The organism is Nocardia transvalensis NBRC 15921 (genome assembly GCF_000308875.1).
Lineage (GTDB): Bacteria > Actinomycetota > Actinomycetes > Mycobacteriales > Mycobacteriaceae > Nocardia > Nocardia transvalensis.
This window is the reverse complement of record NZ_BAGL01000117.1, coordinates 1-15158: the sequence shown is the minus strand read 5'-3', so window position 1 is coordinate 15158 and position 15158 is coordinate 1. Positions and strand designations below refer to the sequence as shown.

Here is a 15158-nt window from a genome sequence, read left to right as displayed (position 1 = left end):
CCTCCGCGCTCAATGTCCGTGGTGTTCGGGCAGATCCGGTCCGACCGCGGTCGGTCCCTCCGGATACGGGAACGAACCGGGAATGCCGCCGTCGTGACCGGCGATGGCCTGGGCGGTGTTCACCCCGCCCGTGATCGGGGTGTCGCTGCCGGGCACCATCCAGATGTGCAGATCCCAGGCCCGCGGATGGACCAGGCCCGGCGGATTCGGCGCCGCGGCCGGAATGCTGCCCGGATCCTGGCCCACCCACTCCTCGGCGGGCGGCTGGGTCACCATGTCGAAATTCGGGAAGGCGTGCACGCCGCGCTCGTGGAAACCCCAATCGGTCGGGTAGACGCACAGCCCGTTCTCGATCGGGGTGACGCCCGGCGTGTAGACCGCCCCGTAGAACCAGCCCACCAGCTCGTACGGGAACGACGGAACATACGGATCGTCGTACACCGCCGCGGGATTCAGCGACCGGTAGAACAGCCCGGTCGGCTGCCCGCTGGTCACCGCGTCGCGGGCGATCGTCCCGGCGGTGACGCCGTCGATGCCCTTGGCGATGATGTCCAGCGAGCGCGGCAGATCCAGCAGGCCCACTCCGATCCCCCGGTACTGCACCCAGCCGTGCGAATCGGGACCCCAGCCGCCGCGCGCGGCGAGCGCCATGACGTCCTGCGGTCCCGTCAGCGTGCGCAGCGCGCCCAGCCGGTCGAGGACCCGGGCCTGGTCGGCGGCCAGCGAGGCGGTCCGTTCCGCCGCGCCGCACTGCCGGTCGGCGGTGGGGACGCGGTCGGGTTGCAGAATGTCGCCGTCGGCGGCGGCGCCCGGGGCGAGAGCCGCGGCGGTGGCCAGCGCCGCGGCGACGAGCAGTGAGAGCCGAAGAGCCATCGGTGATCTCCGTTCAGTTGGCCGGCGGGACGGGCTGGTCGATGAACTCGAACAGCTCGTCGTCGCCGGCGGTGTCGAGGTCGTCGAGGATCTCGTCCAGTTCGCCGCCGCGCAGCCGCCGCAGCAGGTCGTCGAGCCGGTCGGCGATATCGGCCACGGCGTTCGGATCCAGTTCGGCGCTGCCGACGCTGTCGCCGAGGACCTGGATCTGGGTGCGGATCGCCGCCGCGGGATCCTCGGTGGGGACGATCTCGTCGCGGATGTGCCGGGCCAGCGCCAGCGGCGTCGGGTAGTCGAACACCACCGTGGTGGTCAGTTTCAGACCGGTCGCCGACTTGAGGCGGTTGCGGAACTCGACCGCGCCCAGCGAGTCGAAACCGAGGTCGGTGAACGCCTGGTCCGCGCCGATCGCCTCCGGGGACTCGTGCCCGAGCACCGCGGCGGCGTGGGTGCGAATCGTGGTGAGCACCAACGCTTCCTGATCCGACCGAGTGCGACCGGCGAGGGCCGTGCCGAGCTTCGAGGACTCCCCGGCGGCCGCGGTCTCGGCGGTGCGGCGGGTGCCCCGCAGCAGCCCGCGCAGCGCCGGTGGCAGGACCTCCGGCGCCTGCGCCCCGGCGGCGCGGATGGTCGGCGCGTCCAGGCGCGCGGCCACGGTCAGCGACTGTCCCAGCACCAGGGCGGTGTCGAGCATCGCCAGGCCGTCGGCGGTCGGGATGGGCAGCAGGCCGTCGCGGCGCATGCGCGCGAAGTCCTGGTCGCCGAGGTGGCCGGTGATCCCGCTGGCCTGCTCCCAGATGCCCCACGCCAGCGAGGACGCGGCCAGCCCGTGCCGCTGCCGGTGCGCGGCGAGGGCGTCGAGGAAGACGTTGGCCGCGGCGTAGTTGGCCTGTCCGGGTCCGCCGAGGACGCCGGCCACCGAGGAGTACAGCACGAACGCCGACAGCTCGCGGGAGGCGGTGAGCGCGTGCAGATTCCACGCGGCCTGCGCCTTGGCCCGGAAGACGCCGGCCAGCTGATCGGGAGTCAGCTCGGTGAACAGGGCGTCGTCGATGAGCCCGGCCGCGTGCACGACGGCGGTGAGCGGATGATCGGGGTCGATCTCGGCGAGCACGTCCCGCAGCGCGTCGGCGTCGGCGGCATCGCAGGCCGTGATGTCCACGCGGGCACCGAGTTCCGTCAGTTCCGCGGCCAGCTCCGTCGCGCCCTCGGCGTCCTTGCCGCGGCGGCTGAGCAGCAGCAGATGCTGTGCGCCCCGCCCCACCAGATGTTTCGCGGCCGCCGCGCCCAGCACACCCGTGCCGCCGGTGACGAGGACGGTGCCGTCGGGGTCCAGCGGGGTGGGCACGGTGAGCACGTTCTTGCCGACGTGCCGGGCCTGGCTGAGGTAGCGGAACGCCTCGGGGGTGCGCCGCAGATCCCACGGTGTCACCGGAAGCGGTTGCAGTATGCCGGATTCGAACAGTTTCAGCAGTTCGGCGAGGATGTCGTGCAGCCGCTGCGGACCGGCCTCCATGAGGACGAACCCGCGGTACCGGACGCCCGGATGGTCGGCGGCGACCTCGTCGGGGTCGCGGACGTCGGTCTGGCCCATCTCCACGAACCGCCCGCCGCGCGGCAGCAACCGCAGCGACGCGTCCACGAATTCGCCCGCCAGCGAATCGAGCACGATATCCATGCCCCGGCCCCCGGTCCGCGCCAGGAACTCCGATTCGAAGTCGAGGGTGCGGGAGTTGGCGATGTGGTCGTCGTCGAAACCCATGGCGCGCAGGGTGTCCCACTTCGGGAGGCTGGCCGTGGCGTAGACCTCCAGGCCGAGGTGGCGGGCCAGTTGTACAGCGGCCATACCGACGCCGCCGGTGGCGGCGTGCACGAGCAGGGTCTCGCCGGCGGTCACGGCGGCGAGGTCGACCAGCGCGTAGTAGGCGGTGGCGAAGACCGCGGGCACGGCCGCCGCCTGCGCGAAGGTCCAGCCCTCGGGCATCGGGACCACCATCGAGCGGTCCGAGACGACGGTGTCGCCGATTCCGGCGAACAGTCCCATCACGCGGTCGCCGGGCGCGAAGTCGGTGACGTCGGGGGCCACGTCGACGACGATGCCCGCGCCCTCGCCGCCGATCGGCGCATCCGGATCGGGGTACATGCCGAGCACGATCAGCACGTCCCGGAAGTTCATGCCGGTGGCGCGCAGCCGCACCCGGACCTCGCCGGGTCGCAGTGCGGCGCCGGCGTTCTCGTCCTCGGCGAGCACGATATTGTCGCCGTCCAGGGTGCCGCCGCCGAGCGCGCCCAGCCGCCACGGGCTCCGCCCGATCAGCTCCGCGCCGCCCACCGTATCGGCGCCGGCGCGCCCGAGCCGCGGTACGTGCAAGGCGCCGCGCCGCACCACGACCTGCGGTTCGGCGTCGAGGGTCAGCGCGGCCTCGACCGCCGCCCGGTATCCGGTCGGATCGTCGACATCGACCAGCACCAGCCGCTCCGGCTGTTCGGCCTGCGCGCTCCGCAACAGTCCCCAGACCGGCGCGGCGGCGAGATCGGTGACGTCCTCTCCGCCCTCCACCGCGACCGCGCCGCTGGTCACCACGACGACCACGGCGTCGGTGTGGCGGTCCGCCGCCCACACGCCGCGAATCCGCTCGAGCAGCGCGGTCACCGTGGCCAGGGCACGCACCGCCGGGTCCTCGCCGGGTGCGTCGCCGGTCAGGCAGCGCAGCACCACCGCAGCGGTACCGGCATGCGAGTACGTCTCGGCCGAATCGTCTTCTGCCGCACCCTCTTCCCAGATTCCCGCGGCATCCTCCGCGGTGTTCGCGGGCATCGCCACCCAGTTCAGGGCGTACAGATCGGAGTTCGCGGAGGCCGACTGCGTGAGCTGGTCGGCGGTGAGCGCGCGCACGGACAGGGCGTCCGCGGCGGCGACGATCGCCCCGCCGGTGTCGGCCACCGTGACCGACAGGCGGTCGGGACCGGCGGGCGCCAGCCGCACGCGCAGGGCGGTGGCGCCGACGGCCGACAGGGAGACGCCCTCCCAGGCGAAGGGGAGTTTCACCGCGTCGATTCCGTCGGTGACCGCCGCGACGGCCATCGGGTGGAGCGCGGTGTCCAGCAGAGCCGGATGGAGGCCGAATCCGGCGGCGTCCGAACGGATCTGCTCGGGCAGTTCGACCTCGGCGAACAACTCCTCGCCGCGCCGCCACATCGCCGTGAGCCCCCGGAACGCGGGCCCGTAGCCGTAGCCGCCCTCGGCGAGGGTGTCGTAGGCATCGGCCACCTCCACCGCGATGGCGCCGGTCGGCGGCCACGTCACGAACTCGTCACCGCCGGTCGGTGTTTCGGGCTGAGACAGCGTGCCGGTGGCGTGGCACAGCCAGGGCGCCTCGTCCGCCCCGTGCGGCCTCGAGTAGATCGCGATGCTCCGGTCACCGCCCGCGTCCGCGCCGACGACCACTTGCAGATCCGCGCCGGCGGGATCGGCGAGGGTCAGCGGCGCCTGCAACACCAGCTCCGCGAGGCGCGGAGAGTCCACGAGATCACCGGCGTGCAAAGCGATTTCGACGAACCCGGTGCCGGGAACCAGCACCGTTCCCGCCACGACGTGATCGGCCAGCCACGGTTGCGCGGCCACCGACAACCGCCCGGTCAGCATCACACCCCCGCCGTCGGCGAGCGGAACCACGGCCGCCAGCAGCGGATGCTCGCCCGTGCCGAGCCCGGCCGCGCTCAGATCCCCCGTGCCCGCGGGCTTGTCCAGCCAGAACCGCCGATGCTGGAAGGCGTAGGTCGGCAGATCCGCACCGCGTGCCCCGGCGCCCGCCAGCGTCGCCGTCCAGTCGACCTGGGTACCGGCGACGAAGGCGGCCCCGAGCGCGGCGTGCAGCGACCGGATCTCGTCCTGTTTCGGATCGAGTGTGGCGACCGCAGTCACCTCGTCCGCGTCCTCGTCGGCGAGGCTGTCGCGGGTCAGCGCGGTCAGCGTCGTTCCCGGACCCGCCTCCAGGAATACGGTGGCGCCCGCCCGGCGCGCGGCCAGCGCCCCGGCCAGGTAGCGGACGGGTTCGCGCACGTGCCGCACCCAGTACTCGGGATCGCACAGCATGTCCGGATCGGCGAGCTCGCCGGTGACGTTCGAGACGATCGGCACGGTCGGCGGGTGATACGTCAAACCCGCGCAGACACCGGCGAAGTCGGCGAGGATCGGATCCATACGCGGCGAGTGGAAGGCGTGGCTGACCCGCAGCCGCCGCGTGGCGTGTCCGCGCTCGGCCAGGGTCGCGGCCACCTCGTCGACCGCGTCCTCGTCCCCGGACACGACCACCGTCGCGGGGCCGTTCACCGCGGCGATCGCGATCCGGCCCTCCTTGCCCGCCAGCAGCGGGGCCACCTCGCTCTCCCCCGCCGGCACCGACAGCATCGCGCCGCCCTCCGGCAGCGCCTGCATCAGCAGGCCGCGCGCCGCGACCAGCTTCGCCGCGTCCGCCAGCGACCAGACACCCGCCAGGTAGGCCGCCGTGACCTCACCGATGGAGTGGCCCATGAGCAGATCCGGTCGCACACCGTGGGATTCGAGCAGCCGGAAGACCGCCACCTCCACACAGAACAGCGCCGCCTGCGTATAGGACGTCTGGCTCAGCAGCCCCGCGGCGGCGGACTCCGGTTCCGCGAACACGACCTCGCGCAGCGGCGGATCGAACTGCTTGTCGAACTGGGCGCACACCTCGTCGAACGCCGTCGCGTACACCGGGTACCGCGCGTACAGCGTGCGGCCCATCCCGACCCGCTGCGCGCCCTGGCCCGGGAACAGCAGCGCCGTCTTCGCACCCGGAGCGGCCTGTCCGCGAATCACATTCGGCGACACCCGGTCCGCGGCGAGAGCGTCCAGCGCGGCACGCAGTTCGGCGCCGTCCGCGCCCAGCAGCACCGCCCGGCGCGGCAGGCGGGCCCGCCCGGCGGCGAGCGTATGGGCGATATCGACGGGCGCCAGATCCGGACGGGCGGCGGCGAATTCGGCCAGCCGGCCCGCCTGGGCGACCAGCGCCGCCTCCGTGCCGCCCGACACCACCCACGGAATCATCGGCGGCGCAACGGGTTCGGCGACCGGCTCCGCGTCCCCCTCGGCCTCGGCGGCCGCGAATTCCTCGGCCTCCTCGACGATCACGTGCGCGTTGGTGCCGCTGATGCCGAACGCCGACACCCCCGCGCGCCGTGGCCGCCCGTTGCGCGGCCACGGCTGCGCCTCGGTCGCCAGCCGCACCTCGCCCGCCGACCAGTCCACATGCGGCGACGGCTCGTCCACGTGCAGCGTGGGCGGCACCGTCTCGTGCCGCATGGCCATCACCATCTTGATCACGCCGGCGACCCCGGCCGCGGCGCTGGTATGCCCCATATTCGACTTGATCGACCCCAGCCACAGCGGTGCGGGGCGGTCCTGCCCGTAGGTGGCCAGCAGCGCCTGCGCCTCGATCGGGTCACCGAGCGACGTGCCCGTGCCGTGTGCCTCCACCACGTCGACCTCGGCCGCGCCCAGCCGGGCCCCGGCCAGCGCCGCCTCGATCACCCGCCGCTGCGACGGGCCGTTCGGCGCGGTCAATCCGTTGGAGGCGCCGTCGGAGTTCACCGCCGAGGCCCGCAGCACCGCCAGCACCCGGTGACCGTTGCGGCGCGCGTCCGAAAGCCGTTCCAGAACAAGCATTCCCGCGCCCTCAGCCCACGCGGTGCCGTTGGCGGCCGCCGCGAACGCCTTCGCCCGGCCGTCCGGCGAGATCACCCGCTGCCGCGAGAACGCGATGAATGCCTCGGGCGTCGGCATCACGGTGACGCCGCCGGCCAGCGCCAGGTTGCATTCGCCCGACCGCAGCGAGCGGGCCGCGTCGTGCATCGCCACCAGCGACGACGAGCACGCCGTATCGATCGAGACCGCCGGGCCCTCCAGGCCCAGCACATACGCCACCCGCCCCGAAGCCACGCTGGTGGTGCGGCCGGTGAGCATCAGCCCGGCCAGGCCGCTGCGGTCCTCGGAGATATTGGGCCCGTACTGCACCTCGATGATCCCGGTGAAGACGCCGGTCGCGGTGCCGCGCAGGGTCGCCGGGTCGAGACCCGCCCGCTCCAGCGCCTCCCACGACACCTCCAGCAGCTGCCGCTGCTGCGGCTCCATCGCCAGCGCCTCCTTGGGGCTGATCCCGAAGAACGCGGCGTCGAAATCCGCTGCGCCCCGGAGGAACCCGCCCTCCCGCGCATACGAGGTGCCCTCGTGATCGGGGTCCGGGTGATAGAGGCCGTCCACATCCCAGCCCCGGTCGCCCGGGAATCCGGAGATGACGTCGCGCCCGTCGGCCACCATCGACCACAGGTCCTCCGGCGACGCGACGCCGCCCGGATAGCGGCACGCCATTCCGATGATCGCGATCGGTTCGCTCCCACGGGATTCCAGCTCCTGCAACCGCTGCCGCGTCCGATGCAGATCGATCGCAGCCCGCTTGAGATAGGTGCGGAGTTTTTCTTCAGTCGCCATACCCGTCTCCCGAATTTCGGCAAGGATCCCCTCGCGGCAGGCTCGAATACCCGCGCCGCGAACGAGTTCCATGGTTGCGGCCGGCGGCGAGTGGCGGTAACCCCTAGCCTGCCCCTATCCCCGCGCTACGGGGCGGACACCGTCACAACGGTCTGCTTATACTCCGGCACAACGTCATTCGTGTCCGGCAAACGTCCGGGAACACAGTTAGGTCGTCTTCATGAAACGCACCGGAAATCCGCACCGCCGCGCAGTTTCCCGCACCGCCCGGATCGCGGTATCGGCACTCACCCTGACATTCGGTCTCGCCGCCGCATCCGCCGGAGCCGACCCCGCGGAATCCGGCTGCGCGGGCCCGCACTGGGTGGGCAGCTGGCTGATCGCGGCCTCCGATGCCACCCCGGTCTCGGATATGGCGCTCACGCCCACGATGTCGCTGGCCGACCAGACCTACCGGATCGTCGTCACCCCGCACCTCGGCGGCGAGACGCTGCGCCTGCACCTCACCAACCGGCTCGGGCCGCTGCCCGTCACCTTCGCCTCGGTCACCGTCGCCAGGCAGGCGCAGGGCGCGGCGATCGACCCGGACACGCTGCGCGCGGTCACCTTCGGCGGCAGCCCGTCGGCGACGGCCGCACCCGGAACCGAGCTGATCAGCGACCCGATCCCGCTGCACGTCGACGCGTTCGCGCCGCTGGCCGTCAGCGCGTACGTGCCGGGACTGTCGGCCCCCGCGACCGAGAACATCGTCGGCCTGTCCACCAGTTACTACGGCCCGCCCGGCTCCGGCGATCAGACCGCGGACGCCACCGGCGCGGCGCTGACCATGCGCACCACCAGCGTGCTGTTCGCCGGCGGCGTCGACGTCCTGGCCCCCGCACAGGAATCGAGCGTGGTGGCGCTCGGCGATTCCATCAGCACCGGATACGCGGGAGCGACGTATTTCGAAGGCCCGCAGGATCCGGCCATCGTCGATCGCAATCTCCGGTACACCGATTTCCTGCAACACCGCCTGGACGCCGCGGGAATTCCGATAACGGTGCTGAATTCCAGCATCTGGGGCAATCGCGTCGTGCGCAATCAGACAATTCCGCAAACCGGGCCGGGCGCATTGGCGCGCCTACAGCACGACGTCATCGATACCGCCGGCGTGAGCGACGCGATAATCGCCTCGGGCACCAATGATCTCGCATTTCCGCCGACCCAGAATCCCGAACAGCTCGCGGCCGGTTACACCGAAATCATCGATCGGCTGCACGCCGCGGGAATTCGCGTGCACCTGGCCACGATCCCGCCGTCGGTGCGGTCGTTCATCGCCGGCGGGCTCGCCCCCGAGGCGGAAGGGGTCCGGCAGCGCGTCAACGACTGGATTCGCACGCAGCAACTCTCCGACAGCGTCATCGACTTCGACGCGGTGCTGCGCGATCCGGCCGACCCCGCCGCCCAGCGGCCCGACCTCGTCTCCCCCACCCTTGTCCACCCGAACCCGAAGGGGCACCAGGCCCTGGCGGACGCGATAGATCTCGCGTCCTTCCAGGGCTCGGCGTGCCGCTGAGCCGGACTGGTCGGCACAGTCGGCGTAGCCGTCGTCAGTCCGCGCACGGCCGGAGCGAATGCGGAGGTACGCCTACAGCCGATCCTGCGCGGCGGCCTGCTTCCGGAACACCGGAGACATCCGCCGCGCCATCCGGTCGGCGAAACCCGGGGACATCTGGGTGGTCGCGAACATCGACCGCACCGGCATGCCCATATCCAGCACCTCGGACCGGTTGCGGCGCACCGCGCCGACGATCTTGCCCGAGATCTTGTCGACGTTCGTGGACCCGAGCAGCGCGCTGGCCTGAATGCCCTTGTCCACCCACGCCTGATACATCCCGTCCCCCTTCACGAAGCCGGGCAGCACGACCGAGAATCCGATCGGCGTCCCGTGGTACTCCGCGCGCAGCGACTGGGCCAGCGAGACCAGCCCGGCCTTCGTCATCGCGTAGGGCGCCTGGAACGCCGGCGCCACCTTGGCCGCGCCGGTCGAGACGTACACGATATGGCCGCGGCCGCGCTCGACCATGCCCGGCAGCACCCGCCGCGTCAGCAGAGTCGGGGCCATGAGGTTCACCGTCACGATCCAGTCCAGTTCCTCGCGCCGGTACCGGGTGAACGCCGACGCCAGTTCGACACCGGCATTGTTGATCAGCACATCGATCGGTCCCAGCGCCTGCTCGGCCCGGTCGACCAGATCGTCCAGGCCGGCCGGATCGGCCAGATCGCCGATGACCGGTTCGGCCTTGACCCCGGTCTCGCGCAGTTCCTCCGCCAGCGCGCCGAGCACCTCGGCATGCCGGCCCACCAGCGCCACCTGGGCGCCCTCCGCGGCCAGCCGCCGGGCCACCCGCTTACCGATACCGCCCGACGCGCCGGTCAGCAATACCGTGCGTTCCTTCAGATCCTTCACTGCTCCTCCTGGAGTCCGGGTGCGAATACGCACCGACCGGGCGGCCTCTACCGAACGATCGTTCGCATACGAGGCTCAGCGTCCGCCTCCCGGCTGTGCAGGGTAAACCCCTAACCAATCCCTTATCGTCGGCGCACGCGGGCGCCGACCTGGCTACCTTGACCGGTATACAACGAAGCCGGTAGCGTGACAAGCACGCACGTTCGTTCGGTTAGCGCGACGGACATCCGCTCAGCAACGAAGGAGAAGCCCATGGCGGAGGCCAGCGGGTCCACCACCACGTCCGCGGCGCCCGGCGCGGTCTACACCGAGGACACCGATCCCGACTGCATCCCGGACGACGTCGCGGCGGAGATGCTGCGCGACGCGCCCTGGCGCCGGATCGCGCTCGTCGGCGACAGCACCGCGCACGGCGCGGGCGACCCGAGCCCCGGGTACCGCGAAATGTATTGGGCGCCTCGGGTTCTCCAGGCACTGCGCACGGCAGTGGGTGAGGTCGAATTCCTCAACACCGGCCGCATCAACGCCACCACCCGCCAGGTGATCGACGAGCAGCTCGACGCCGCGCTGGCCTTCGAACCGGATCTGCTGTACGTCGCCTGCGGCGGCAACGACCTGTGGACCGATACTCCCGATTACGAGGCGGCCGAGCGCAATCTCGATCGGATCTTCGCCGCGGGCGTCGAGCGCGGCGCCCGGGTCGCCACCATGACCATCGCCGACGCGGTCCCGCAGCACGTGCCCGAACTCCTCCCGTTCCGCGAGCGTCTGGACCTGTTGAATCAGGCCATCCGGCGCGCGGCCACCCGCCACGACGCCATCCTCATCGACCTGTGGTGGCATCCGGTCGGCCACCGCTCGACCGTCATGTCCGCGGACAACATCCACTTCAACGTCTCCGGCCACGCCGTCGTCGCCGCCGAGGTGGTCAAGGCGCTGTCCGCCGCCGCCCGCTGAGCCGCCATTGGAATCTCCCGAATCGCAACGCTCGCCCGCCTTCCCGGCGATCGATACGATCGACCCGTCCAACAGCAAGCGCCCGGTTCACGACCGGGCGACGACGATGGGTGCGTCGTGCGAATCGGTGTCTACCTCGCTCGGACGCTGCCGCTGGACCGGGTGCTCGACCTGGCCCGGTCGGTGGCGGCGTCCGGGCTCGACAGCGTCTTCTTCGGGCAGGTGTTCGGCTGGGACGCACTGACTCTCGCCGCCCTGGCGGGCCAGGCCGCGCCCGGCCTCGAACTCGGTACGGCCGTGGTGCATACCTATCCGCGCCATCCCGTCGCGCTGGCCGGGCAGGCGCTCACCACCGCCGCCGCACTGAGCGGTCCCCTCACACTGGGTATCGGACCCAGCCATCCCCCGATCATCGAGAACGCCTACGGGCTGCCGTACCATCGGCCCGCCCGCCACAGCCGCGAATTCCTGTCGGTCCTGCTCCCGCTGTTGCGCGGCGAACGCGTGGACTTCCACGGCGAGACGGTGAACGCGACTGCCGCGCTGGATATCCCGGATCCGAGAACGCCGTCGGTTCTCCTCGCCGCCCTCGGGCCCACCATGCTGGATATCGCGGGCGGCCTGGCCGACGGCACCGTAACCACCTGGACCACACCGGAATTCCTCGATTCCACGGTCGTCCCCCGCCTTCGCGCCGCCGCGGCCGGACGCCCCGCACCGCGCGTCGCCGCCATCGTCACGACGGCGGTCACCGACGATCCCGGCAGTATCGGCGAGGCGCTGGCCCAGCGGACAGCGCCCGTGGGCAGCCTGCCCAGCTACCGCGAACTCCTCGACCGCCAAGGACTCTCCGCCGCCCGCGAAACAGCCGCCCTCGGTGACGAAGCCGCCGTGGCGGACCGTCTCCGGGCCTATGCCGCCGCCGGCGTCACCGATCTGCTGATCAGCCTCATAGGAACGCCCGCCGACCAGGCCCGGACACTCGCACTACTGCGGACCCTGCGCGCGGAGTACTGAACCGAGGTGTCAGCCGAACACGAACGATTTAAATGTTCAGATGCGCATATCTAGGTAGAGGTATCAACTTCTGCCGTGTTGCGCCCAGTGCTGGTCCCGGTGGGACCGGCACTGGGCGCACGGGTACGGCATGGCCCGCGTCAGCGCTTGCGTTCGCGCTTCTCGCGGACCCGGACCGAGATGCGCACCGGGGAGCCGGCGAAGCCGAATTCCTCGCGCAGGCGGCGCTCCAGGAAGCGGCGGTAGCCGGCCTCGAGGAAGCCCGTGGTGAACAGCACGAAGGTCGGCGGCCGGGTGGTCGCCTGGGTGGCGAACAGGACCCGGGGCAGGCGGCCGCCGCGCATCGGCGGCGGGGTGGCCGCGATGACCTCCTTGAGCCAGGTGTTCAGGCGCCCGGTGGGGATGCGCTTGTCCCAGGACTCCAGCGCCGTTTCCATTGCGGGAACGAGCTTCTGGACCGCGCGTCCGGTGTGGGCCGAGATGTTCACCCGCTGCGCCCAGGGCACCTGGACCATCTCGCGGTCCACCTCGCGCTCCAGCATGTAGCGGCGGTCCTCGTCGACCAGATCCCACTTGTTGTAGGCGATCACCAGCGCCCGGCCGGCGTCGGCGACCATGCTGATCACCCGCAGGTCCTGTTCGGTAATCGGCTGCGAGGCGTCGATCAGCATCACAGCGACCTCGGCCGCCTCGATGGCGGACTTGGTGCGCAGCGAGGCGTAGAACTCGGTGCCGCTGGCATTGGCGACCTTGCGCCGCAGGCCCGCGGTATCGACGAAACGCCATGGCTTGCCGTCCAATTCGACCAGCGAGTCGACCGGGTCGACGGTCGTGCCCGCCACGTCGTGCACCACCGAGCGCTCGTCGCCCGACAGCCGGTTCAGCAGGCTGGACTTGCCGACGTTCGGCTTGCCGACCAGCGCCACGCGCCGGGGGCCGCTGCCCGCGGCGGTGCCCTCGCGCGGCGTCTCCGGCAGCACCGCGAGCAGATCGTCGAGCAGATCGCCCGTGCCGCGCCCGTGCGTCGCGGACACCAGCCGCGGCTCACCCAGGCCCAGCGACCACAGCACGGCCGCCTCCGCCTCGAGCTTCTCGCCGTCGACCTTGTTGGCGACGAGGATGACCGGAGTCTTGGAGCGGCGCAACACCTTCGCCACCGCCTCGTCGGTCGCGGTGGCGCCCACGGTGGCGTCGACGATCAGCAGGATCGCGTCGGCCGTGCCCATCGCCAGCTCGGCCTGCCGCGCCACGGACTGCTGCAGCCCCTTGGCGTCGGGCTCCCAGCCGCCGGTGTCCTGCACCAGGAATTTCCGGCCGGACCAGGACGCCTCGTAGGAGATGCGGTCGCGGGTCACGCCCGGCACGTCCTCGACCACTGCCTCGCGGCGGCCCAGGATCCGGTTCACCAGAGTGGATTTGCCGACGTTCGGCCGCCCGACGACGGCCACGGTCGGCATCGGCACGTGCTCGTCCGCCTCGACGTCACCGTCGAGATCGGCCATCTCCCAGTCGGTTTCGTCGTTCCAGACCCCGTCGGTGGCGAAGGTCTCCGATGTCATCGCCTGCCTCCCGCTGAAATCTCCTGCGCCACAACCCGGTACAGCTCGTCGATGACCTGTTCCCGGCTGAGGTCGCTGGTGTCGACCAGGACCGCGTCCGCGGCGGGCCGCAGCGGCGACACCGCGCGGGTGGAGTCCAGGTTGTCGCGGCGCTGCACGTCGGCGAGCACCGCCTCGTAGTCGTCGCCGCGGCCCTCGTCGATGTTCTGCTGGTTGCGCCGGAAGGCGCGGGCCTCGGCGGAGGCGGTCAGGTAGATCTTGGCGTCGGCGTCGGTCAGCACGACCGTGCCGATATCGCGGCCCTCCACCACGACGCGGCCCGCGCTCGCGGCGATCTCGCGCTGCAACGCGACGAGTTGCTCGCGCACCTCGGGCACGGCCGACACCGCGGAGACCGCCTTGGTCACGGCATTGCCGCGGATCTCCCCGGAGACGTCCTCGCCGTCGAGTTCGATCAGCTCGTGCGACGGGTCGGTACCGATGGTCAGCGGCAGATCCTTGGCGGCCACGGCGATGGCGGCCGGATCGTCGAGGTCGACGCCGCCGCGCAGCACGCGCAGGGTCGCGACGCGGTACATCGCGCCGGTGTCCAGGTACCGCGCGCCCAGCCGGGCGGCGAGCTTGCGCGATACGCTCGATTTGCCGGTGCCCGACGGGCCGTCCATCGCGACGACCAGCGTCGCCCGGGACAGCTCCTCCGGGATCTCGGTACCGTCCACGACGATTCCTCCCGCTTGCACACCGTTCACAACGCCACCGCCTCGTAGAGCTTGCCGATTTCGTCACGGCCCAGCACCCGCAGCGTGCCGGGCCGCTGGTCGCCCAGCGCGACCGGGCCGATATTCGTGCGCACCAGCGCTTCCACCGGATGGCCGACCTCGGCCAGCAGCCGCCGCACGATGTGCTTGCGGCCCTCGTGCAGTACCACCCGCACCAGGGACCTGCCCTCGCCGACCTCCAGCACGGTGAACTTGTCGACCTTCGCGGGGCCGTCGTCGAGTTCCACGCCCTCGCGCAGCCGCTTGCCGACCGTGCGCTGCACCTCGCCGTCGACGGTCGCCAGATATGTCTTGCGCACCTCGAACGACGGATGCATCAGCCGGTGGGCGAGGTCGCCGTCGTTGGTGAGCAGCAGCAGGCCCTCGGTCTCGGCGTCGAGGCGGCCGACGTGGAACAGCCGCTGCCCGGCCATCACCCGCTCGGCGACGATATCGCCGACGCAGGGGCGGCCGAGTTCGTCGGACATGGTCGACTGGTAGCCCTTGGGCTTGTTCAGCGCCAGGTACACCTGCTCGTCGCGGACCACGATCCGGACGCCGTCGACGCGGACGACCGCGGTATTCGGATCGATGCGCAGGCCCTGTTCGCGCACGACGGCGCCGTCGACCTCGACGCGGCCCGCCTCGATCAGCTCCTCGGCGGCGCGGCGCGAGGCCACGCCCGCCTTGGCGAGTACCTTCTGCAGCCGTTCGCCCTCGCCCCAGGGCAGCTTCTTCGGCCCGATCTCCTCCGGCTCGACGTTCTGATGGCGGGCCGGCTTGGCGAAGCTGAGCACGGTCGGCTGCTTACGCTGCGGCTTCGGCTTGGGCTTCCGGCTCGGCGCCGGCTTCGGCGTCAGCGGTCGCCCACCACCGATACTCGGCTTCCCTGCCAGCGACCGGCTCTCCCCCCGCCCGGAACCGAATCCACCACGCGGCCCATCCGAACCACTACGGCTGGAACCGTAACCACCACGCGAGCCGTCCGAACCACCACGGCCCGAACCGAAACCACCACGCGAGCCATCCGAACC

The 15158-nt window shown here is 71.5% G+C and carries 9 protein-coding genes; 3 read left to right on the top strand and 6 right to left on the bottom strand.

The window, feature by feature from the left end:
* Positions 1–9: 9 nt before the first annotated feature.
* Complete coding sequence (locus ON41_RS31175) at positions 10–873, bottom strand: hypothetical protein (RefSeq protein WP_040751717.1); 864 nt, start codon at positions 871–873, stop codon at positions 10–12.
* 13 nt (positions 874–886) lie between these two features.
* Positions 887–7399: an SDR family NAD(P)-dependent oxidoreductase gene (locus tag ON41_RS31170; protein ID WP_444543681.1), complete on the bottom strand. Its 6513-nt coding sequence runs from the start codon at positions 7397–7399 to the stop codon at positions 887–889.
* A 205-nt stretch (positions 7400–7604) separates the two neighbouring features.
* On the opposite strand from ON41_RS31170, the gene ON41_RS31165 reads away from it, so the two are divergent.
* Positions 7605–8939 (top strand): GDSL-type esterase/lipase family protein, encoded by a 1335-nt coding sequence (locus tag ON41_RS31165; protein ID WP_051162871.1) that lies wholly within the window; start codon positions 7605–7607, stop codon positions 8937–8939.
* 72 nt (positions 8940–9011) lie between these two features.
* Here ON41_RS31165 and ON41_RS31160 read toward each other — a convergent pair whose 3' ends face one another.
* Complete coding sequence (locus ON41_RS31160; RefSeq protein WP_040751715.1) at positions 9012–9833, bottom strand: SDR family NAD(P)-dependent oxidoreductase; 822 nt, start codon at positions 9831–9833, stop codon at positions 9012–9014.
* 252 nt (positions 9834–10085) lie between these two features.
* Here ON41_RS31160 and ON41_RS31155 point away from each other — a divergent pair, with 252 nt between their 5' ends.
* Together ON41_RS31155 and ON41_RS31150 are read left to right on the top strand one after the other, a co-directional pair.
* Positions 10086–10790, top strand: a complete 705-nt coding sequence (locus tag ON41_RS31155; protein WP_040751713.1) for an SGNH/GDSL hydrolase family protein — start codon at positions 10086–10088, stop codon at positions 10788–10790.
* Between the two features lie 117 nt (positions 10791–10907).
* Positions 10908–11807, top strand: a complete 900-nt coding sequence (locus tag ON41_RS31150) for a TIGR03564 family F420-dependent LLM class oxidoreductase (RefSeq protein WP_040751712.1) — start codon at positions 10908–10910, stop codon at positions 11805–11807.
* Positions 11808–11947: 140 nt separating this feature from the next.
* On the opposite strand, the gene der is transcribed toward ON41_RS31150, so the two are convergent.
* The 3 genes from der to ON41_RS31135 all read right to left on the bottom strand — a co-directional run.
* Positions 11948–13366, bottom strand: a complete 1419-nt coding sequence (gene der, locus ON41_RS31145) for a ribosome biogenesis GTPase Der (RefSeq protein WP_040751711.1) — start codon at positions 13364–13366, stop codon at positions 11948–11950.
* Positions 13363–14031 (bottom strand): (d)CMP kinase, encoded by a 669-nt coding sequence (gene cmk / locus ON41_RS31140; RefSeq protein WP_040751724.1) that lies wholly within the window; start codon positions 14029–14031, stop codon positions 13363–13365. The genes der and cmk overlap by 4 nt, the downstream gene beginning before the upstream one ends.
* 80 nt (positions 14032–14111) lie before the next feature.
* Positions 14112–15158 (bottom strand): pseudouridine synthase (locus ON41_RS31135; RefSeq protein WP_246829636.1); only part of this gene is annotated, 1047 nt, incomplete at its 5' end.

What these genes read in the sequence shown, in the direction of transcription:
- ON41_RS31165 (WP_051162871.1), top strand. Translation starts at nt 7,605, where the DNA reads ATGAAACGCACCGGAAATCCGCACCGCCGCGCAGTTTCCCGCACCGCC.
- der (WP_040751711.1), bottom strand. Translation starts at nt 13,366, where the DNA reads ATGACATCGGAGACCTTCGCCACCGACGGGGTCTGGAACGACGAAACC.
- ON41_RS31155 (WP_040751713.1), top strand. Translation starts at nt 10,086, where the DNA reads ATGGCGGAGGCCAGCGGGTCCACCACCACGTCCGCGGCGCCCGGCGCG.
- ON41_RS31175 (WP_040751717.1), bottom strand. Translation starts at nt 873, where the DNA reads ATGGCTCTTCGGCTCTCACTGCTCGTCGCCGCGGCGCTGGCCACCGCC.
- cmk (WP_040751724.1), bottom strand. Translation starts at nt 14,031, where the DNA reads ATGGACGGCCCGTCGGGCACCGGCAAATCGAGCGTATCGCGCAAGCTC.